The sequence below is a fragment of the Colwellia sp. 12G3 genome (assembly GCF_002836775.1).
GTDB lineage: Bacteria > Pseudomonadota > Gammaproteobacteria > Enterobacterales > Alteromonadaceae > Colwellia.
Window position 1 is genome coordinate 16,792 of record NZ_PJAQ01000054.1, and the last position, 19,983, is coordinate 36,774.

Consider the following 19,983-nt stretch of genomic DNA (forward strand, 5'->3'; position numbering starts at 1 on the left):
TACCTATTAAAATATATGTATATACAACTTATGAGCGCCAAAAGGCTGGAGTAAATAAAACTAATAAGGTAAATATCTCTAAACGACCAAACAACATAGCCATGATTAAAACCCACTTACTCATATCATTAATCGATGAAAAGTTAGCAGCAACCTCGCCTAATCCAGGGCCGAGGTTATTAATACAAGCAGCAACCGCGGTGAATGCAGTAATATCATCCATGCCTGCGGCAAGTAGTAATAACATACAAATAACAAACACCGCAGCGTAAGCAGAGAAGAATCCCCATACCGCTTCAACAATGCGATCAGGTAAAACTTTTCGACCTAATTTGATACTAAAAATAGCTCTTGGATGTACCAACTTGTTTAGTTCTCGAAGGCCTTGTAAATAGAGTAATACCACCCTAACTACCTTCATTCCGCCACCGGTACTACCCGCACAACCACCAATGAAACTTGAAAAAATAAGCAGCATAGGTAATAACGTTGGCCAATCTGCAAATGATGTTGTGGTAAAACCTGCCGTTGTACTAATAGATACCGCTTGAAATAGTGCTTGGTCTAGCGCTTGGTCAGCATCCTGATAAGTACCTGTACTTAATAATACGGTAAAACAAATCAAAACCAGTACGATTTGAATACCAATAAAAACTTTGAACTCAGGGTCGAAGAAATAATTTTTTAGTGATTTACTTTGTACCGCAGCATAGTGCAATGCGAAATTCACCCCGGCAATCAATAAGAATGTAACACAAACTAAGTTAATTGCTGGGCTATTGAAATAGCCCATACTGGCATCATGTGTTGAAAAACCACCTATTGCAATGGTTGAAAAGGCATGACAAATAGCATCAAATCCAGACATTCCCGCAAGCCAATAAGCTAACGCACAGGCGATAGTTAACCCTAAATAGATGTACCACAAATGTTTTGCGGTATCAGCAATACGAGGCGTCATTTTTGAATCTTTTACCGGCCCGGGTGTTTCAGCACGATATAACTGCATGCCACCAATACCAAGCATAGGTAATACCGCAACAGCTAAAACAATTATCCCCATGCCGCCTAACCATTGTAACTGCTGGCGATACCACAATACTGCGTGAGGTAAATCATCAATGTGATTTAAAATAGTTGCACCGGTGGTCGTTAATCCTGAAAAGGATTCAAAGAAAGCATCGGTGGTTGATAGATTGGGTTCCGATAATAACATCAGAGGAATAGCAGAGAAGCTGGCTAATACTAACCAAAAGAGCACAACAATTAAAAAGCCCTCTCTTGCTTTAAGATCAGTTTTTTCATAACGGTAAGGATACCAAGCCAAAAAGCCGGTACAGATACACCATAAAAAAGCGAGAATAAAAGGTAAACCACCACCATCGCGATAGACTAATGAAATTAATGCAGGAGGCAGCATGGTCACACTAAGTAACCCAACCAACAAACCTAGAATTCGGATAATATTTTTATATTGCACGTTTTATTTTTCTTATTCTATTTATTGTTCGGCTTCTTGCTCAGTAGCGGTTAACTGTAATTGTCCTGATGACAATGTGTGTAACTTATCCTGCATGGAGACCAATTTTGCTGTTGGAATGGCGAGTCGAAAAATGACTGTTTGTTGATAGTCTTGAGTGATAACTTGACCTTCAATTTGCCTAAGCAAATGCAAAACATCATCAACTTGGCTATATTGACATGCTAAGGTTTTGTGCACCATCGCTATTTTAATTTTTGACTGCAAAAATACCAATGCTTGACGAACACTGCCACCATATGCCCTTTGTAATCCACCAGTACCTAATTTAGTACCACCAAAATACCGAACAACAATAGCACAAACGTGACCTATACCACCGCCTTGTAACGCTATTAACATGGGCTTTCCTGCGGTACCTGTTGGCTCTCCATCATCAGAAAAACCATAGCCTTGACTGTCATCAGCAGCTTTAGTTAAAAAAGCATGGCAATGATGCCTTGCTTGCGGGTGAAGTTGTTGTAACTCTTTTAACATAGCTTTTGCTTGGGCTATATTGTCACAGGGGCGTAAATAACAGATAAAACGACTGCGATTAATGATGATCTCATCTTCAACATCATTAATCGCTATAGAGTAGGGTTTTGTCACTGTTAATTTTACTTCTTTAATCTGAACTAGCTTAGACCCAAATCTCTTGTCATATTCTCATTGTGTGATTGATGCACAATAATATTATCTTCAATACGAATACCACCAAAACAACGCATTTCATCAACATTTTGCCAGTTAACTTGATCAGCATTAGCCGATGATTTTAAATCAGCAAGTAATGAATCAATAAAATACAAACCTGGTTCAATGGTAAAAACTTGATTAGCTTCAATGGTACGAGACGTTCTTAAGAAAGGGTGTGCTGCTGGCGAATTCACATGTGTGCCACGTTCATCAGCCATAAAACCACCAACATCATGTACCTGTAAACCTAGGTGATGACCTAAGCCATGCGGGAAAAAGGTAGAAATAATACCTGACTCTACGGCAGTATCCGCATCGACATTGATAAAGTTAAAGTCACGTAATACTTGGCCTATGGCTCTATGCGTTTCAATATGAAGATCAACATAACTCACGCCAGGCTTTAACCCTGCGACAGCATTAAGCATCAACTTATCCATACGCGCAATCAATTCGGCAAATTTATCGTTCTTGTATGAGTAAGTACGGGTAATATCTGCTGAATAGCCGTTAAAGTTAGCTCCGGCATCAATAAGGAATGATTGATGCGCTTGTGGCGTCATTTTATCCAAAGTCATGTAATGTAAAATTGAGCAATTTTTATTTAGGGCGACAATATTACCGTACGGCGTGTCGTTGGTACCATAACCAATAGACTTAAGATAAGCTTGTTGGATATCATATTCACTATCACCTTGTAAAAAAGCGTTACGTGCTACTTTATGCGCTTTTACTGCTAAGGCATTAGATTGACGAAGACACTCGTGCTCGTATTTACTTTTATAACCACGATGATAATGGATGTAATTTAGTAATGGCTCAGGGTTAATCGCTTCAAAGCCCAGCGCTGTTGCTACTTCTATGTGGCTACCAATATAAGCAAAACCCTTTTTATCATAAGGTAATAACTTATCAACCTCACTAGCTTTAGTTAACACTTTAATGTTAAAAAACTCACCCCAATAACTTTCTGTTAAAGGTGTTACCTTGTGCCAGAAGTCGACAGGCTGATAATAGATTAACGTCGGTTTATCTTCGCCATTAAGCACCAACCAAGAGTTTGGAATATCAATTAATGGTAGCCAATATTTAAAATGTGGATTAACTTTAAACGGATAACAGTTATCATCAAGAAAAGCCTTAACTTCTTGCCCTGAATGGATAACTAAACCTTCTAGGTTTTCACGTGCAAGTACGGTTTTAGTCATCTGTTGCAACTGGGCAATATGAGCTGGGTATTGGCTAGCCAACTTAGCATTAATTGTTGTCATGTATTCTGTCTCCGAAAGGCAGCTATCAAGAAATTTAACTTATGATAGCATATCCCTTAAAAGCCACGCTATTGACAATAGAGAGACCTCCTTTAAAAGTGCTAAATTTGTGCATATAACTTTGCAAAGGCTTTGATTAATCACCAATACTCATATTGATGACGTTCTTAAAAACCTGACTTACCTGCCCCGGCTTATGCTGGTAAATCTCTTGGTAAGCTAAAACACTTTTAACGTAATCACGTGTTTCTTTAAAGGGTATAGTTTCTATCCAAATGTCGGCTGGCATGGCATTACTATTTTTTAACCACCGCTTTACTCTATAAGGTCCAGCATTATAAGAAGCTGTCGCAAGAATCTGATTCCCCTCATTTTTATCTAGTAAATCCCGTAAATACCGAGTTCCTAACTTGATGTTGTTTCCCGCATTGTACAAATATTGTCGACTGACACTTCCCCGCTTTAACTGTTTTGCTGTATTGGGCATTAACTGCATTAGCCCTTTCGCCCCTACCGGTGAACGAGCATCTGTCATGAATGAACTTTCACGCCTAGCTATAGCAAAAGCCCATGCTGGGTTTATGGCTTGTTTCTTAGCGTGTTGATTGATTTTTTTATCAAATGCTTTCGGAAATCGTAATTCAACATCATCAAGGTAACCTACTTGTGATAAGGTGAATATTGCTCGGTCAAACCAACCATTTTCATTAGCTAATTTTGCTGCTACAAGCTTTTCGCGATTACTGAGTTGTGTAAGCCAATAACGCCACTCTCTTCGTGCCTCAACATAACGACCTAAGTAATAAAATTCAAATGCTCTCTTCGCAGAGGGATACAACAATATAGTGTTTTTTTCCTGACTACTTATCGTTAATGGGCTATTTTGTAAACTTACGGGTGTCTCTAAATAACTTGCCGCTAAGAAGCCATAGTAATGACGTATACTCGCTAGTTCGTTCATTACATCTTGGCCAAGTTCTAGTTCATCCGTAGCAATCAATGCCCTTGCGTACCAATACTGCCACTGTAATTCTGTTTTATATTTTGCCGGCATTGTTGCTAATTCTTTCAGCACATGTTGCCAATCTTGCTGCTTCAACATCTCAGTTAACTGCCACTGCATGATACTGCGGTCTATCTTTGTTGGATCTAACCTTTCCAGCCAAGTCATTGCTTGAGGGTGATTTTTACTCGCTAACGCCACGGCGAATTTTTCTCTGATTTGTTCATTTTGCAATGTAGAAAAATCAAAGGCCTGCTGCGCCTTTTTATAACTTGCTAGCGCTTTATCCGGGTCACGCCAAACTAACCGCTTAATACCATAAGTATATATTTGGCTTTCTTTTTTTGATTTTTTGATAAACTTATATTGTCTCGTTACTGTTGCAGGATCACGTCTTACTTGATGCCATAACCGCCCTAAATATTGCTGTTCCTTAGGTAATAAATTAGTTAAAAAAGGAATCAGAGTATGTTGTCCACCATCGGCTGCTAACCCTATACGTTGCCATACAATTTTATCCGTCCTATAACCCGCGTTTTGCCACTGTTTAATCAGTGGGTCGCAGACTTTATCTAATGATTTTCCAACCAGCCAAAGCTTTGTCACTTGAGGTAGTACTTCACTCTTAGGCACACCTGCCTTGAGTGAGAACTTCAATTGTTGGCAGCTCAACACTGTATTACTCGTTTTTTTATAAAACGCCAAAAAAAGTGCACCTTTCTCCTTTTCAGCTAAGTAATTCAACCATACTTTTCGAAGAGGCCAGTCTAATGGTGTGTTTTGATATTTATCGAGAAAGGTTGCTATTTCACCTGCTGATGATAATTGCATGGTTTCTATTAAACGCCGCTGGTCTAAGTAAGGCTGCAAAGGATAGTAATGCAATTGATTATAAAGGCTTTTATAGCGAAGGGATGAACTCTGAGCTAAATACTTTTCAGCTTTCAAGAATGTTCTTTGCTGGCCAATATCTGTCAATATTTGCAAATTATCATTTGCTTGCGACATTTTAATTGATGTAAACGCACAGGCCGACAACAATAAAACCTTAAGTGTACTTTTCACTTGCACCTCGGGAATGGAGATATAAATTTCTGGAGAGAGTATTCATCTTTTCTGTTGCTTACTTGAGTATAGCTGAAGCAATTTTATTCAATGCTATTCTCATTTTATTTCTTATGTTCAAATACCTGAATAAGGTATAATTATTTATAAATTAATCTTATTAATGTAAACGCAATGACTACTACTATTTTTCAACAAACTAATCATACTCTCGATGCCATAGGCTTACGCTGCCCAGAGCCTGTGATGATGGTTCGTATGAATATTAGAAAAATTGCTCGTGGTGAAACCTTATTAATAAAATGTGATGATCCATCTACTGCGAGAGATATTCCGAGCTTTTGTCGATTTATGGAACATGAACTTCTTGCACAGCAAACAGAAACGCTACCTTTTTTGTATGTTATTAAAAAAAGTTAAGCCTTGCTCAAGCTTTGTGTAATCAAGTTGTAACTAACTATTTCTGGCTGGAACTTTTTCTTTATTGTATTGCCTTATATTCAACAGCTAGCGATAGCTATTACTCATGGAGCAATACATTATGATCAAATCTAGTAATATTAAATTCATTTCCTTTTTACAAAAAAACAAATCCTTTCTTATTTTTATCTTATTGATGTCCGTATTTCGCAGCGCAGTTGCCGATTGGTACACAGTTCCCACAGGATCAATGCAACCTACGATTCAAGAAGGCGATAGGATTGTAGTCAACAAAATGGCCTATGATTTACGTATTCCTTTTACCGAAGTAACATTGGTCTCTCTTGATACCCCGCAACGTGGTGAAATTATTGTTTTTGAATCAAAAGCAGCGGATATGAGATTAATTAAACGTGTCATTGGTTTGCCCGGTGATGTGATAGCAATGAGTAATGAAATTATACAAGTAAATGGTAAGAGGCTTTCTTATAAACCATCAACTAAACGTTTTGCTTTACAAAAAAACACGACGACTTCTTCGATAGAAACAGTTGGTGATATCAAGCACTACATAAACATAGATAACACAGCAAGTGATAATTATAGTAACTTCTCCCCCGTCACTGTTCCTGCTGGACATTATTTAGTATTAGGAGATAACCGTCGACACAGTGCTGATTCGCGTTTTTATGGCTTTGTTCCACATCATGAGCTACGTGGTAAAGCGACAACCATCGCTTTCTCGGTTAATTACGATAACTATTATTTACCAAGATCAGACCGATTTATCCAAGATATATACGGCATATAACACATTTTATTATAGTAATCCCCAACCCCTTAAGATCTTGAGGATTACTATTACAGCTTTATAATAAAAGCTATGCTGGGATTTTTACTTTTTTCAACATAACAAATAGCTCATCTTTTAGTCTAAGTCTTTGTTTCTTTTTACCATCTAAATATTCATCACTAGTGTTCTCGACACCTTGCTCTATACGGTTAACTTCGTGATCAACTTCATGATACTCACTAAAGAGCCTCGCAAAGTGGTTATCATTCATTTTTAAGTGATGAATTTCATCCGTTAAGTCTGGGAATTCGTGATGTAAATCATGTTTCTCTAATGTCATGTTTTTCTCCAAAGGTTATATTAAATAATTTTTATTAATGGGCACACTTAATACATGTGGTTGTATAGGGTAATGCCGATAATCTAGCGGGATTAATCTGTTCATCACACTCGGTGCAATTCCCGTATAAACCGTCAGTAATTCGTTCTAGTGCTGACTTAACTAACTTTAATTCTAATTTCGCTTCGTGATGTATTTCATCAAGCACATCATCATTTTCGGTTTCAGTTGCTTGTTCAGAAAAATCTTGTGATCTACCTTTATGAAAATCAGCTTCTATTGCGGCAATTCGCTTTATTAGTTGCGCTTTTTTGTCTTCCAATAATGTTGTTATCTCTTTGCTAGGCATAAACAGCTCCTTATTAATCAGTATTTATTTATATTAGCTCTTAGATTCACCTTACGCTTATCTGTATTGCTGTTGTTGATCTAGCACAATTTTTTCGCGTCATTTATAAATATTTATATCCTTGAATTTTGGGCATAAAAAAAGGCCATATTGCTATGACCTTCTCTCAATTTTTTCTAGCTTATATTATTACTGAAGCACAGATATATCCGCGATAGCAAAGAAGCTATTTCTAATTTCATTAAGTAACGTTAAGCGATTAATCTTAACCGCCTCGTCATCACTCATCACCATGACGTTATCAAAGAAAGTATCTATTGGCGCTTTAAGCTGAGCTAATTCAGAAAGTGCTGCTTGATAATTTTTTTCAGCCATTAATGGCGAAACTTTCAAGCTTATCTCTTGATAGATGTTAGCTAAATCACGTTCTGCTTGTTCTGTTGCTAAATTAGTATTAAATACTGAATAAAGCTCACCATCAAATTTAGCTAAGATGTTACCTACACGCTTATTTGCCGCAGCAAGTGTTGCAGCCTCTGGTAATTCACCAAAGAATGTAACCGCTTTAATACGTTTGTCAAAATCAAGTGGAGCACTTGGCTTTTTAGCCAATACCGCTTGGATAACATCAACACTAATACCCTGCTCTTGATAGAATGCACGGAAACGACCCATAATAAATTCGAGGACATCACTAGCGGTATTTTCGTTAACCAGTTTATCGCCAAACAATTCAATACTTTTATTAATCAAAGCTGAAAGGTCTAAATCAAGCTGTTTTTCAATGATGATACGAATACTACCAATAGCAGCTCTTCGTAGCGCAAATGGGTCTTTGTCGCCCTTAGGTGCTTGATTAATACCAAAGATTCCAACCAGGCTATCAATCTTGTCACTAATAGCAACGGCACAGCCAATATTTGCTTCAGGTAAAGTATCACCAGCAAAGCGTGGACGATACTGATCTTCTAATGCTTGAGCTATATTTTCATTTTCACCATCATGTAAAGCATAGTACTTACCCATAGTGCCCTGCACTTGTGGAAATTCCAGTACCATTTCTGACATTAGATCTGTTTTACTCAGTAAACCTGCACGATAAGCATCTTGTGCATTTTCATTTAATTGTTCAGCGACAAACTGAGATAATGCAGCAATGCGCTCAGATTTTGCTTTTAGCGTACCCAACTGCTTTTGGAACAAGACTGACTCAAGGCTAGCAAGTCTAGATTCTAAGCTTTGCTTCTTATCTGTTTTAAAGAAAAACTCTGCATCAGCTAGACGTGGACGTATTACTTTTTCATTACCAAATATTACAGCATTAGGATCTTTAGATTCTATATTGGCAACAAAAATGAATTTATTCACCAATTGACCGGTTTTATCTGTCACGGGAAAATATTTTTGATGATCTTTCATCGAGTATATTAACGGCTCAGATGGAACATTTAAAAAATCTTTGTCGAATGTTCCAACTAACGTAACAGGCCACTCAACTAATGCAGTAACTTCGTTAAGTAACTCTTCATCAATCAAGGCAACAGCATCAATGTCATTCGCTACTTGTTTTATTTGAGCAACAATCTTGTTTTGTCTTTCATTAAAGTCTACTTCTACATAGGCTTTTAATAAGTTAGCTTGGTAATCATTAGCATGTTCAATTGTCACTAAACCTTCATGATGAAAGCGATGACCTTGAACTTGATTACTTGAACTTACACCAAGGGCCTCTCCAGCAATAATCTCACTACCAAAAAGCATCGTTAATGTATGTACTGGGCGAATAAACTGAGTACGCTCAGATCCCCAACGCATTGGCTTGGCAATGGGTAATTTATTTAATGCCGTAGTTACCATTGCAGGTACTAGTTCAGTAACGGTTTTACCCGACACTGTAGCGCGATGAAGTAACCACTCACCTTTGTCAGTAACTAATCGCTCAGCTTGATCAACATCTATGCCGTTCGAACGAGCCCAACCTTGCGCTGCTTTACTGGCATTACCTTCAGCATCAAAAGCAACATTGACTGCAGGCCCACGTTTTTCTACTGTCTTGTCATCTTGTTTTTCAACTAAATCAATCACTTGAATAGCTAATCGACGAGGTGTAGCAAACCATTTAATATCGCTATACGCTAAACCATTACCATCAAGCTGGCTTTTAATGTTGTCATAAAAAGCTATCGCTAATGTTTTTAATGATTTAGGTGGTAACTCTTCAGTACCAAGCTCAATAAGGAGTGTTTCAGTAGTCATTATTTATCTCCTTTAGCTAACGTTTCGTTATTTTTACATAGTGGGAAACCAAGCTCTTCACGTTTTTGATAATAAGCTTGAGCACACCCTTTAGATAAAGCACGTACGCGTAAAATATAACGTTGACGCTCAGTTACAGATATAGCATGACGGGCATCAAGTAAGTTAAAAGCATGTGATGCTTTTATTACTTGCTCATATGCTGGTAAGGGTAAATTGGCTTCAATCAATTTTTGACTGTCTTTTTCACATTGATCGAACTGTACAAATAGCGCATCTACATCTGCATGTTCAAAATTATACGTAGATTGCTCTACTTCATTTTGATGGAAAATATCACGATAATAAACAGTGCCTAATGGGCCATCCGTCCAGACTAAGTCGTAAATGCTATCCACATTTTGGATATACATTGCTAAGCGCTCTAGTCCGTAAGTAATTTCACCGGTAACTGGCGTACATTCTAAGCCACCTACTTGTTGGAAATAGGTAAATTGAGATATTTCCATACCGTTTAACCAGATTTCCCAACCTAATCCCCAGGCACCCAATGTTGGTGATTCCCAGTTATCTTCAACAAAACGTATGTCATGAACAAGCGGGTCTACACCTAGCTCTTTCAATGAGTTGAGATATAGTTCCTGAATATTCTTCGGTGATGGCTTTAACATCACTTGAAATTGATAATAGTGCTGCAAGCGATTTGGGTTTTCACCATAACGACCATCAGTAGGACGACGGCAAGGTTGTACATAGGCACTGCTAATCGGCTCAGGGCCAATTGAGCGTAAAAAAGTCATTGGGTGGAATGTACCAGCCCCAACTTCTAAATCAAGAGGCTGTACTATTACACAACCTTGACGTGACCAATAATCTTGCAATTGCAAAATCAAGCCTTGAAAAGTTTTACTATTGTAAGTTGTCATGGTGTTCAAATTCACTTTTTTGTCTTGTTTAACTGAGCAAAGAATAATTGTTGAAAATTATTTTCGTATTCGTTGCCATATTATGCGATTTATCATTATAGCGTTATTAGAGTATTTATCCTATAAAAATGCCCGGATATGAAGACCGGGCATTTTATTCAGAACCTAATAATCACTATATATCTAGGTTTGAAACTTTTAAGGCATTATCTTCGATAAACTTTCTACGTGGTTCAACATGATCACCCATTAAAGTGGTGAATAATTGATCCGCTGCGATAGCATCTTCAATAGTTACTTGTAACATACGTCGTGTATCAGGATCCATAGTCGTTTCCCAAAGCTGCTCAGGGTTCATTTCACCCAATCCTTTGTAACGCTGTATGTATTGACCACGTTTCGATTCAGCCATCAACCACTCTAAAGCTTCTTCAAAGTTAGTTACTGGATTGACTTTATCACCACGTTTAACGTAAGCACCTTCTTCCATCAAGTCATTAATTGCAGTATTTAAAGACATAATTGCTGCAAATTCTTTTGATTGGATAAACTCATAACTACAATGATATTCTTTATCAATACCATGTTTTCTTACGATAAAGTTAGGGAAGTAAATATTACGTTCTGGGTTGTGCTTCACTTCTATTTTATAGATTGAGCCATTACCATCTTGATTTTCAAGCTGAGTAATTAAATCTTTTGCCCAAGCATTTACTTTGACTTCATCGGTAAAATCTTCGGCTGTGATCGTACTGCTATAAATCATTTTCTCTAAGATATCCGCAGGTATCTGTCTAGATAAGCGTTTAATAATCTCTTTCGTTTTACGGAATTGATTTACTAGCTGCTCTAAAGCAGCGCCTGAAATTGCAGGGGCTTCTTCATTAACATGAATAGAGGCATGGTCAAGTGCAAGTGTTGTTAAGTATTCAGTTAAACCTTCATCATCTTTAATATAACGCTCTTGCTTACCTTTTTTAACTTTATAAAGTGGAGGCTGTGCGATAAAGATATGACCACGTTCCATTATTTCTGGCATTTGACGATAGAAAAATGTTAATAATAACGTACGGATGTGTGAACCATCGACATCAGCATCTGTCATGATAATGATGCTGTGATAACGAAGTTTCTCCGGATTATATTCATCACGGCCAATACCACAACCTAATGCTGTAATTAACGTGCCAACTTCTTGAGAAGATATCATCTTATCAAAACGGGCTTTCTCAACGTTAAGAATTTTACCTTTTAACGGTAATATAGCTTGGTTTCTACGATTACGCCCCTGCTTGGCTGAACCACCAGCAGAGTCCCCTTCCACAATATATATTTCAGATAACGCAGGATCTTTTTCCTGACAATCAGCTAATTTACCCGGTAAACCAGCAATATCTAAAACACCTTTACGGCGAGTCATTTCACGGGCTTTACGAGCCGCTTCACGCGCTCTTGCTGCATCAACTATCTTCATGATAATGGTACGTGCAATTGATGGGTTTTCTAATAGGTATTCACCTAGTTTTTCACCCATAGCTTGTTCAACAGCCGTTTTCACTTCTGATGAAACCAGTTTATCTTTGGTTTGTGAAGAGAATTTAGGATCAGGAACTTTAACTGATATAACAGCCGTTAAACCTTCACGTGCATCATCACCAGTAGCGCTAGTTTCAGTTGCACCACCTTTTTTGGTCTTGTTTAAACCTTCTTTTGTCATGTAAGAGTTAAGCGTTCTTGTTAATGCTGTTCTAAAACCACTTAAGTGAGTACCGCCATCACGCTGTGGAATATTATTGGTAAAACAGAAAATATTCTCTTGGAAGCCATCATTCCATTGCATTGCAACTTCAACAATAATGCCATCTTCACGTTCTAGATCAAAATAGAATATCTCTTCATTTACAGCTGTTTTGTTAGTATTTAAATAATCAACAAATGCCTGAATACCGCCATCATATTGGAAGTGATCTTCTTTGCCTTCTTCACGTTCATCAATTAATCTAATTGATACGCCAGAGTTTAAGAATGATAATTCACGAATTCGTTTTACTAAAATTTCATAATGAAATAAAACATCCGTGAAGGTATCAGTACTTGGCCAGAATCGAACTTCTGTGCCGGTTTTATCACTAACGCCAACTTCAGCGAGTGGCGCTTCAGCTACACCTATGTGATAAAACTGTTCAAATAATTTACCATCACGGCGAATGTTCAATTTAAGTTTTTCACTTAAGGCATTTACTACTGAAATACCAACACCGTGTAAACCACCAGATACTTTATAACCTGAGTCTTCACCACCAAACTTACCACCGGCATGTAGAACCGTCATGATAACTTCAGCTGCAGAAATACCTTCTTCAGGATGAATTTCAGTGGGAATACCACGACCATCATCTTGTACTGACACTGAGCCATCTAAATGGATAGTCACTATAATATCAGAACAATGTCCTGCTAATGCTTCATCGATTGAGTTATCTAGAACCTCAAAAACCATATGATGTAAACCAGTGCCATCATCCGTGTCACCTATATACATACCAGGTCTTTTACGTACTGCATCAAGCCCTTTTAGTACCTTAATACTGGCCGAGCTATATTCATTTTCTACTGTCATAGTTTTTGCCTACTCAATCTTAACTGAATTATTCACAGGTAATATACCACCATGTTTCACGTGAAACATATGATATTTATTTTTACTACTCTCTTTATTAGTAACAGAATCGTCATTAATAAAAGGTTGTAATACACCCTCTTCTATTGCCGTAATAATAACTTGGCAATCCAAAATACTTAACGCTGTTGACAAAGATTCTCTAGAATTAGCATCTAATTCAGCACCTATGTCATCAATAAGTAAAATTGGTTTTACTCGATTAACTCTTGCAATTAATTTAGCTTGTGCAAATGTTAACGCCAGTAAAAACAACTTTTGTTGTCCTCTTGAAAGCTGACTCTCTAATGCCTGCTTTGCAATGAGAAATTTTACATCAAATTTATGCGCTCCATAAATACTATAACCGAAAGCTTGTTCTCTTTCATGGTTATCATGTAACGCGTCAATTAAATTCTTTTTTTGTGGCCATCCCTGTAAATACTGCACAGTAACTTTATCAGCAATACTTGGTAATAAAATTTCTAACCAATGAGGTAACTCTGTAATTAAGTTAGTAATATATTGAGATCTAACTTCAGCAACTTCTTCTGAAAGTTGACAAAACAGCCCAGTCCAATAATCAAATGTCGCTTTATCTAAATGGTGCCTTATACAAGCATTACGTTGTTTGAGTACTCTATTGAATTCCCGCCATTGCTTTGATGAATCATGTTTCACGTGAAACATACCTAACTCTACAAAACGACGACGCTCTTTCGGTCCACCAAAAAACAGTTTAAAACTTTCTGGAGTGACAATTTGTACTGCAATATTCTTAGCTAACTCAGATAAACGCGCATGACGCTCACCATTTATTTTAATGAGCGTAACACCTGTTTGTAAATGTTTACTTAAGCCTAGTTGTAAATCGTTTATATCTTTAACACTAACAACAAAATTATCTGTATCGTAACTTGCAATATGTTCTACTTTACTGGTACGAAATGATTTCCCATGACCTAGAAAAAATATTGCTTCAAGTAAACTACTTTTACCGCTGCCATTATCCCCAACAAAAAAATTAAGTTTTGGATGTAAATCTATAGCAACAGATGATAAATTTCTAAAATTATACGTAGTAAGCCTAGCAACACTCATCAGTAAAAAAAGTACCTATTCACTAAAACATATAATCTATAAACGCATAGGCATAACAACATAAAGCGCTTCGCCATTGTTGCTGCCTTCGATTACTACACTACTGTTTGCATCAGCTAAAGTAAATTTAACATTCTCGTCTTTGATGGCACTTAACACATCAAGGACATAACTAACGTTAAAGCCAATTTCTAAATCGCCATAAGGAAAGTTAATTTCAATTTCTTCCTCGGCTTGTTCTTGCTCTGGATTGTTAGCCGTGATTTTCAAATTAGTATCTGAGAAGTTTAAGCGAACACCTTTAAATTTTTCATTAGATAAAATAGAAGCTCGTGATAGAACCTGACGAAGTGCATCCTTATTGGTTTCAAAAATCTTATCACCATTTCTAGGTAATACGCGTCGATAATCAGGGAAACGGCCATCAACCAATTTACTAGTAAAAGAAAACTCAGAATCAATAATGCGGATATGATTAGAACCTAAAAATATTTGTACTGGTTCATCAACAGGCGCAAGTAGTCTAATGATCTCCAATATCCCCTTACGCGGAACAATAACTTGTCTCGCTGGCAATGCTAAAGAGTCATTAGATATCTTACAAATTGCTAAGCGATGACCATCAGTTGCTACAGAACGAATTTCATTACCTTCACTTTCGATAGACATACCATTGAGATAATAACGAACATCTTGATTAGCCATCGAGAAATGAGTGCTCTCGATTAAACGTAAGAATTCAGATTTTAATAACTGAAATTCTACATCGCCTTTCCACTCTTCAATGTTTGGAAAATCAACCGCAGGTAAAGTAGAAAGTGAATATCGACTACGTCCCGAGGATAATTTAATAGACTCATCGATCACTTCAAAAGAAATCAAAGAGTTTTCCGGTAAGCTTTTACATATATCTAATAACTTACGTGCAGGTATAGTAATTTTACCGTCTTCACCTTGATTCTGTATTTCAGCGTAAGCAACCATTTCTAGTTCTAAATCAGTAGCTGTCAAGGTAAGTGAATGACCACTAACTTCAAAAAGTATATTACTCAATATTGGTAAAGTGCTTTTGCGTTCAACTGCGCCAGAAACCAACAATAATGGTTTAAGTAATAATTCCCTGTTCAGTGAAAACTTCATTTTGGTACCTGCTTAAGTGCTATTGTTATTTTTTTAAATTAAGACGAAAGTGTTCTGATTAAATTTGAATAATCTTCTTTAATATCATGCGTTTCTTCACGTAATGATTTAACTTTACGACAGGCATGTAAAACCGTTGTATGGTCACGGCCACCAAATGCATCACCTATTTCGGGCAAGCTGTGATTCGTTAACTCTTTAGATAATGCCATGGCTATTTGACGAGGTCGAGCAACCGAGCGATTTCGTCGTTTTGATAACAAGTCCGCAATTTTAATTTTATAATATTCAGCAACAGTTCGTTGGATATTATCTATAGTAACTAATTTATCTTGTAAGGCGAGTAAATCTCGTAATGCTTCACGAACAAAGTCGATGGTAATAGCACGACCAGTGAAATTAGCATTAGCAATAACACGATTCAAAGCGCCTTCCAACTCTCGAACATTTGAGCGAAGACGTTTTGCAATAAAGAAAGCAACTTCATCAGCCAGGTTAATCTGACTTTCTTCTGCTTTGCGTTTTAAAATTGCGACACGTGTTTCAAGCTCTGGTGGTTCAATAGCTAAGGTTAAGCCCCAACCAAATCGAGATTTCAATCGATCATCAACACCAATAATTTCTTTCGGATATCGATCGCTCGTCAATATAACCTGTTGATTACCTTCAAGAAGTGCATTAAATGTGTGAAAAAATTCTTCTTGAGTTCGTTCTTTACCTGCAAAAAATTGAATATCATCAATCAGCAAAGCATCAACACTACGGTAATATTGTTTAAATTTTTCCATGGCATTATTTTGTAATGCTCGCACCATATCTTGAACAAAACGTTCTGAATGCATATAGGCGATTTTAGCGTTGGGCTTATTGAGTAAAATCCCATTACCAACCGCATGTAACAAATGCGTTTTACCTAAACCTGTACCACCATAAATAAATAATGGGTTGTAGGCTGTACCTGGATTATCTGCAACTTGAGAAGCCGCAGCTCGAGCAAGTTGATTAGATTTACCTTCAACAAAATTTTCGAAGGTGTAATTTAATCGTACATTGGTCTTTTTAGGAATATTACTTTCAGGCTCAGTAGCTTTCGGTGCTGAACTTGCTTTTGAAAACATAGACTCGTTACCGCCATTACTTCGAGTAACAGGATTATTGGTAACGCTATTATTAATTATTGGTTTACTGCCAACGTCAAAGCGAAGTAATAGTGGATTACTTGGTTCGTTAATAGTAAGAAGTTCATTTATGCGATTTACATATTTATCTCTAACCCAATCTAGAACAAAACGATTTGGAGCATATAACGTCATAACATTTTCATTTATAACGCATTGTAAGGGTCGGATCCACATACTAAATTGCTGAGCAGGCAATTCTTCTTGCAGAACAGATAGGCATCTTTGCCAAGGTGAATGATCCAACCAAAACTCCAGTAGTAACTAGGCTATTATTTTTCTGATGGCTATTATCTATTGAGTTATCCACAAGTGCAATATTGACTTTTCACTATTATAATTTTATTTTAAACAAATAAAGATAAGTCATTGTATATTATATATAAATAACCATAATATTAACAAAAATAAGTAGGCTATTTATCCGTGCTTTTTACTTAAAAGCAACATTTAACTGAATTAGTTATTCAGATAATAAAACAGTAATGTGATAAAACTGTGAATATCATTAGTAATACCAGTAAAGATCACAAGGATCATCGCTTAAAAAGCAAGGATCTTTGTGAAAATAGCTGACATAAGTGATTGACAATTTCCCCAGTAAGCTTTAATATTCGGCCTCATTTTTTAGACTGTGTGCTCAATAGGCTGTTTTGCCAGGGCAACAACAACCGACGGATTAGCGTAATGAAAAGAACATTTCAACCTAGCGTATTAAAGCGTAAGCGTAACCACGGGTTTCGTGCTCGTATGGCAACTAAGAACGGACGTGCTGTAATAGCTCGTCGTCGTGCGAAAGGCCGTGCACGTCTTAGCGCATAGTATCGAACCTTGTTTACAATGTTTGATATAAGGTAGCCTGACTATGGCTACTTACAAATTTAATCGGGAGTCACGTTTGTTGACTCCCGGTCATTTTCAAGCGGTTTTTTCTAAACCTATCCGCTTTGGCTCTCGCCACTTTACTTTATTAGTAACACAAAAACCTCATACTCTCGTCTCTGATAAACATAATTCTGTTGCCAAAAACCGTTTAGGCTTAGCTATTGCTAAAAAGCGAGTAAAACTTGCTGTACAACGTAATCGTGTAAAAAGGCAAGTCAGAGAAAGCTTCCGCTTAAACCAAGATAATTTACCTGCTATCGATATAGTCGTTATGGTAAAGTCCGGTATTGATCAACTTGATAATAAGACGATAAATCAGGAATTAGAAAATATATGGCGAAAAATAATTCAGCGCCACAAAAACTAGTAATAACGGGTATAAAAGGCTATCAACGCTTTATTAGTCCGTTACTAGGTTCTAATTGTAGATTTACTCCAAGCTGTTCTACTTATGCAACCGAAGCAATTATCCGTTTTGGTGTAATAAAAGGTGGTTGGTTGGCAAGTAAACGTATATTAAGATGTCATCCACTCAATGATGGCGGCGAAGATCCAGTGCCTCCTATAAAAAAGGTTAAATAGCCTACCTAGACTAAAAGATAGTAGGTTATCAAGCTAACCTATATTAGTATGCCACGCACTTATCAAATTTAAATTATGCACGGGATAATATTCCTTTGCCAACAAAGAAGAGAAGTAAATTTTATGGAATCCCAACGCAGTCTACTTTTTATTGCGCTCATGGTTGTTACCTACTTACTGTTTAGTCAATGGCAACAACAAAATGCCGTACTTCCTGAACAAACAAGTATTACTCAAAACCAGTCAGCTGAAAATGCCAACTCAGACTTCGTGCCTGAATCATCAGATGCTCAAGTAAGTTCGGTAAAATCAAACGAGACTTCTGCCAAATTAATCACAGTTACCACTGATACATTTATCTTGAAAATTAATAGTCAAGGTGGTGACATAGTTGAAGTTAAATTACGTAAATTCGATACCGAGCAAGGTAATGGTATTCCTTTTACTCTTTTACAAAATGGTAATCAAAAATATATTGCTCAAAGTGGTTTAACCGGCGCTAACGGTATTGACCGTATAATCAAAGGTCGCCCAATTTATACCAGCACGAAAAGCAACTATGAATTAACTAATGACAATTTAAGTATTGATTTGGTTTTTCATGATGCTAGCGGTATGACAGTAACTAAACGTTTTACCTTTAATAAAAATAGCTACAGCGTTGATGTTGAATACTTAATAGACAACAACACAGCTAACAGTGTTTCTGTACAAATGTATGGTCAGCTTAAACAATCGACTGTTGTAGAATCAGGTGGTGGCATGTTACCAACCTACCGCGGTTCAGCTTACTCAACAACAGAAGATCGTTACGAAAAATATGATTTTGACGATATTCAAGAAGCAAACTTAACTAAGGTGACTGCTGGTGGTTGGGTAGCAATGCTTGAACATTATTTCGTTTCTGCTTGGGTTCCAAAAGCTGAAGATAGTAACCAACTTTATACAACATATAGTAATAATTTTGAAGCGGTTATTGGCTTTAAAGCTCCAGCAGTTATCATTGATGCAGGTCAGCAAGGTTCAACGTCTGCAATATTCTATGTAGGTCCTAAAGATCAGTATGCACTAGATGAAATTTCTGACGGTTTAGGTTTAACTATTGATTACGGTTTCTTATGGATGATTAGTAAACCACTATTTTGGCTGTTACTAACTATCCAAAGTTTTGTTATTAACTGGGGTCTTGCAATTATCTGTATCACCTTAATTGTTAAAGGTGGTATGTATCCATTAACTAAAGCGCAATATACCTCAATGGCTAAAATGCGTGACTTAGCACCTAAAATGGCACAACTAAAAGAACGCTTTGGCGATGACAGACAAAAAATGTCACAAGCCACTATGGAAATGTATCGTAAAGAAAAGGTAAACCCAGCAGGCGGTTGTTTACCACTAATACTTCAGATGCCTATTTTCTTAGCGCTTTACTGGGTATTCTTGGAAAGTGTTGAATTACGTCACGCACCATTCGTATTCTGGATTCAAGATTTATCAGCTATGGACCCGTTCTTTGTATTACCTGTGCTTATGGGTGCAAGTATGTATGTTATGCAAAAAATGCAGCCTATGACAATACAAGATCCTATGCAGCAAAAAATTATGCAATACATGCCAGTAGTATTCTCAATATTCATGGCTTGGTTCCCATCGGGTTTAGTACTTTACTGGTTAGTAAGTAACTTAATTTCAATTGCACAAATGAAAGTTATCTTTGCTGGCATCGCTAAGAAAAAAGAAGAAAAAGCAGCGTAAACTCTGCAAAGTGTAATATTTAAAAACATATAAAAAGGCGAT

At 37.0% G+C, this 19,983-nt stretch carries 18 protein-coding genes; 6 read left to right on the forward strand and 12 right to left on the reverse strand.

Features of this window, described 5'->3' with window-relative positions:
* Positions 1 to 28: 28 nt before the first annotated feature.
* The 4 genes from CXF71_RS12020 to CXF71_RS12035 all read right to left on the reverse strand — a co-directional run bounded on the left by CXF71_RS12020 (position 29) and on the right by CXF71_RS12035 (position 5,557).
* A complete protein-coding gene (locus CXF71_RS12020; RefSeq protein ID WP_101233196.1) occupies positions 29 to 1,480 on the reverse strand; it encodes a TrkH family potassium uptake protein in 1,452 nt (483 codons plus the stop codon).
* A 21-nt stretch (positions 1,481 to 1,501) separates the two neighbouring features.
* Positions 1,502 to 2,131, reverse strand: coding sequence for a YigZ family protein (locus tag CXF71_RS12025; RefSeq protein ID WP_101233197.1), 630 nt, complete (start codon positions 2,129 to 2,131; stop codon positions 1,502 to 1,504).
* A gap of 26 nt (positions 2,132 to 2,157) precedes the next feature.
* Positions 2,158 to 3,489 (reverse strand): Xaa-Pro dipeptidase, encoded by a 1,332-nt coding sequence (pepQ, locus tag CXF71_RS12030; RefSeq protein ID WP_101233198.1) that lies wholly within the window; start codon positions 3,487 to 3,489, stop codon positions 2,158 to 2,160.
* Between the two features lie 136 nt (positions 3,490 to 3,625).
* Entirely contained in the window at positions 3,626 to 5,557 is a 1,932-nt protein-coding gene (locus CXF71_RS12035; protein WP_101233199.1) for a transglycosylase SLT domain-containing protein, read from the reverse strand.
* 174 nt (positions 5,558 to 5,731) lie between these two features.
* Here CXF71_RS12035 and tusA point away from each other — a divergent pair, with 174 nt between their 5' ends.
* Together tusA and lepB are read left to right on the forward strand one after the other, a co-directional pair.
* The gene (gene tusA, locus CXF71_RS12040) at positions 5,732 to 5,977 is read left to right on the forward strand and encodes a sulfurtransferase TusA (RefSeq protein ID WP_101233200.1); all 246 of its coding nucleotides are present in this window, start codon (positions 5,732 to 5,734) and stop codon (positions 5,975 to 5,977) included.
* A gap of 121 nt (positions 5,978 to 6,098) precedes the next feature.
* On the forward strand, positions 6,099 to 6,788 hold the full coding sequence (gene lepB, locus CXF71_RS12045; RefSeq protein WP_101233201.1) for a signal peptidase I: 690 nt from the start codon (positions 6,099 to 6,101) through the stop codon (positions 6,786 to 6,788).
* 70 nt (positions 6,789 to 6,858) lie between these two features.
* Here lepB and CXF71_RS12050 read toward each other — a convergent pair whose 3' ends face one another.
* From CXF71_RS12050 to dnaA, 8 genes are all read right to left on the reverse strand, one after another.
* Positions 6,859 to 7,110 (reverse strand): YdcH family protein, encoded by a 252-nt coding sequence (locus CXF71_RS12050; RefSeq protein WP_101233202.1) that lies wholly within the window; start codon positions 7,108 to 7,110, stop codon positions 6,859 to 6,861.
* Between the two features lie 34 nt (positions 7,111 to 7,144).
* Positions 7,145 to 7,459 carry a TraR/DksA family transcriptional regulator gene (locus tag CXF71_RS12055; protein WP_101233203.1) on the reverse strand — a complete coding sequence of 105 codons (315 nt, stop codon included), beginning with the start codon at positions 7,457 to 7,459 and terminating at the stop codon, positions 7,145 to 7,147.
* A 189-nt stretch (positions 7,460 to 7,648) separates the two neighbouring features.
* On the reverse strand, positions 7,649 to 9,715 hold the full coding sequence (glyS, locus tag CXF71_RS12060; RefSeq protein ID WP_101233204.1) for a glycine--tRNA ligase subunit beta: 2,067 nt from the start codon (positions 9,713 to 9,715) through the stop codon (positions 7,649 to 7,651).
* Complete coding sequence (gene glyQ / locus CXF71_RS12065; RefSeq protein ID WP_101233205.1) at positions 9,715 to 10,641, reverse strand: glycine--tRNA ligase subunit alpha; 927 nt, start codon at positions 10,639 to 10,641, stop codon at positions 9,715 to 9,717. Before glyQ ends, glyS begins: the two co-directional genes overlap by 1 nt.
* A gap of 175 nt (positions 10,642 to 10,816) precedes the next feature.
* On the reverse strand, positions 10,817 to 13,261 hold the full coding sequence (gene gyrB, locus CXF71_RS12070; RefSeq protein WP_101233206.1) for a DNA topoisomerase (ATP-hydrolyzing) subunit B: 2,445 nt from the start codon (positions 13,259 to 13,261) through the stop codon (positions 10,817 to 10,819).
* A 9-nt stretch (positions 13,262 to 13,270) separates the two neighbouring features.
* Positions 13,271 to 14,401, reverse strand: coding sequence for a DNA replication/repair protein RecF (gene recF, locus CXF71_RS12075; RefSeq protein WP_101233207.1), 1,131 nt, complete (start codon positions 14,399 to 14,401; stop codon positions 13,271 to 13,273).
* Positions 14,402 to 14,437: 36 nt separating this feature from the next.
* Positions 14,438 to 15,541: a DNA polymerase III subunit beta gene (dnaN, locus tag CXF71_RS12080; RefSeq protein ID WP_101233208.1), complete on the reverse strand. Its 1,104-nt coding sequence runs from the start codon at positions 15,539 to 15,541 to the stop codon at positions 14,438 to 14,440.
* A 38-nt stretch (positions 15,542 to 15,579) separates the two neighbouring features.
* Positions 15,580 to 16,965: a chromosomal replication initiator protein DnaA gene (dnaA, locus tag CXF71_RS12085; protein ID WP_101233209.1), complete on the reverse strand. Its 1,386-nt coding sequence runs from the start codon at positions 16,963 to 16,965 to the stop codon at positions 15,580 to 15,582.
* A 441-nt stretch (positions 16,966 to 17,406) separates the two neighbouring features.
* On the opposite strand from dnaA, the gene rpmH reads away from it, so the two are divergent.
* From rpmH to yidC, 4 genes are all read left to right on the forward strand, one after another.
* Complete coding sequence (gene rpmH, locus CXF71_RS12090; protein WP_011045771.1) at positions 17,407 to 17,541, forward strand: 50S ribosomal protein L34; 135 nt, start codon at positions 17,407 to 17,409, stop codon at positions 17,539 to 17,541.
* A 43-nt stretch (positions 17,542 to 17,584) separates the two neighbouring features.
* Complete coding sequence (rnpA, locus tag CXF71_RS12095; protein WP_101233210.1) at positions 17,585 to 17,971, forward strand: ribonuclease P protein component; 387 nt, start codon at positions 17,585 to 17,587, stop codon at positions 17,969 to 17,971.
* On the forward strand, positions 17,938 to 18,186 hold the full coding sequence (yidD, locus tag CXF71_RS12100; protein ID WP_101233211.1) for a membrane protein insertion efficiency factor YidD: 249 nt from the start codon (positions 17,938 to 17,940) through the stop codon (positions 18,184 to 18,186). The genes rnpA and yidD overlap by 34 nt, the downstream gene beginning before the upstream one ends.
* Positions 18,187 to 18,309: 123 nt before the next feature.
* On the forward strand, positions 18,310 to 19,941 hold the full coding sequence (gene yidC, locus CXF71_RS12105) for a membrane protein insertase YidC (RefSeq protein WP_101233212.1): 1,632 nt from the start codon (positions 18,310 to 18,312) through the stop codon (positions 19,939 to 19,941).
* Positions 19,942 to 19,983: the final 42 nt, after the last annotated feature.

Coding starts and splice junctions, on each gene's coding strand:
- pepQ (WP_101233198.1), bottom strand. CDS start 3,489: ATGACAACAATTAATGCTAAGTTGGCTAGCCAATACCCAGCTCATATT.
- tusA (WP_101233200.1), top strand. CDS start 5,732: ATGACTACTACTATTTTTCAACAAACTAATCATACTCTCGATGCCATA.
- lepB (WP_101233201.1), top strand. CDS start 6,099: ATGATCAAATCTAGTAATATTAAATTCATTTCCTTTTTACAAAAAAAC.
- CXF71_RS12050 (WP_101233202.1), bottom strand. CDS start 7,110: ATGACATTAGAGAAACATGATTTACATCACGAATTCCCAGACTTAACG.
- CXF71_RS12055 (WP_101233203.1), bottom strand. CDS start 7,459: ATGCCTAGCAAAGAGATAACAACATTATTGGAAGACAAAAAAGCGCAA.
- glyS (WP_101233204.1), bottom strand. CDS start 9,715: ATGACTACTGAAACACTCCTTATTGAGCTTGGTACTGAAGAGTTACCA.
- glyQ (WP_101233205.1), bottom strand. CDS start 10,641: ATGACAACTTACAATAGTAAAACTTTTCAAGGCTTGATTTTGCAATTG.
- gyrB (WP_101233206.1), bottom strand. CDS start 13,261: ATGACAGTAGAAAATGAATATAGCTCGGCCAGTATTAAGGTACTAAAA.
- recF (WP_101233207.1), bottom strand. CDS start 14,401: ATGAGTGTTGCTAGGCTTACTACGTATAATTTTAGAAATTTATCATCT.
- dnaN (WP_101233208.1), bottom strand. CDS start 15,541: ATGAAGTTTTCACTGAACAGGGAATTATTACTTAAACCATTATTGTTG.
- rpmH (WP_011045771.1), top strand. CDS start 17,407: ATGAAAAGAACATTTCAACCTAGCGTATTAAAGCGTAAGCGTAACCAC.
- rnpA (WP_101233210.1), top strand. CDS start 17,585: ATGGCTACTTACAAATTTAATCGGGAGTCACGTTTGTTGACTCCCGGT.
- yidD (WP_101233211.1), top strand. CDS start 17,938: ATGGCGAAAAATAATTCAGCGCCACAAAAACTAGTAATAACGGGTATA.
- yidC (WP_101233212.1), top strand. CDS start 18,310: ATGGAATCCCAACGCAGTCTACTTTTTATTGCGCTCATGGTTGTTACC.